The 602-nt window shown below is 76.2% G+C and carries 1 pseudogene; it reads right to left on the minus strand.

Annotation, left to right across the window (positions count from 1 at the left end):
* Positions 1-428, minus strand: a pseudogene (locus tag PROKR_RS30980) (ABC transporter ATP-binding protein); the annotation flags it as partial.
* Between the last annotated feature and the right edge of the window lie 174 nt (positions 429-602).

Here is a 602-nt window from a genome sequence, read left to right on the forward strand (position 1 = left end):
GCCGAGGAGCCGGCGGCGGAGCGGCCCGCGATGGGCCGGCCGATGGCCGAGGCCGCGGCGGAGACCACCATGACCGCGAGCAGCACGGCGCCGGCGGTCCAGGTGCCGCTGATCAGGGCCGTGACCGCCACGATCGCGAGGCCGTTGACGAAGTCGACCCAGCGGTCGGCGTACCGCACGAACCGGTCGGCGTCCATGGACCGGGCCACCACCTCACCCGGCGGCGTGGCGGGCAGCCGGTACTGCCGGGTCTGCCCGTGCATGACCGACATGCGGATGCGCAGCAGCACCTCGACCCACCAGCGCGGGTACACGCCCAGCGCGCGGGAGATGAACAGCGGCTGGAGCAGCAGGAGCACGGCGAGCGCGACGAGCAGGCCGACGGGCAGCTCGCCGGTGCCGACGACCTCGACCGTGCGGCCCCACACGGAACCCGCTCACGGCGCCCTGCGCCGCGACGAGGCTGGCCAGCAGGAACAGGACCGCGCCGAAGATGCCCCACCGGGGGCGGACGAACAGCGCGTGCAGCACGCCGCGCGCGAGGCTCGGGCCGTCCCCGGGCGGGGTCAGGTCGGGCGGGGTACCGGTCCGTCGGCGGCCGC

The sequence above is a fragment of the Promicromonospora kroppenstedtii DSM 19349 genome, assembly GCF_000515355.1.
GTDB lineage: Bacteria > Actinomycetota > Actinomycetes > Actinomycetales > Cellulomonadaceae > Promicromonospora > Promicromonospora kroppenstedtii.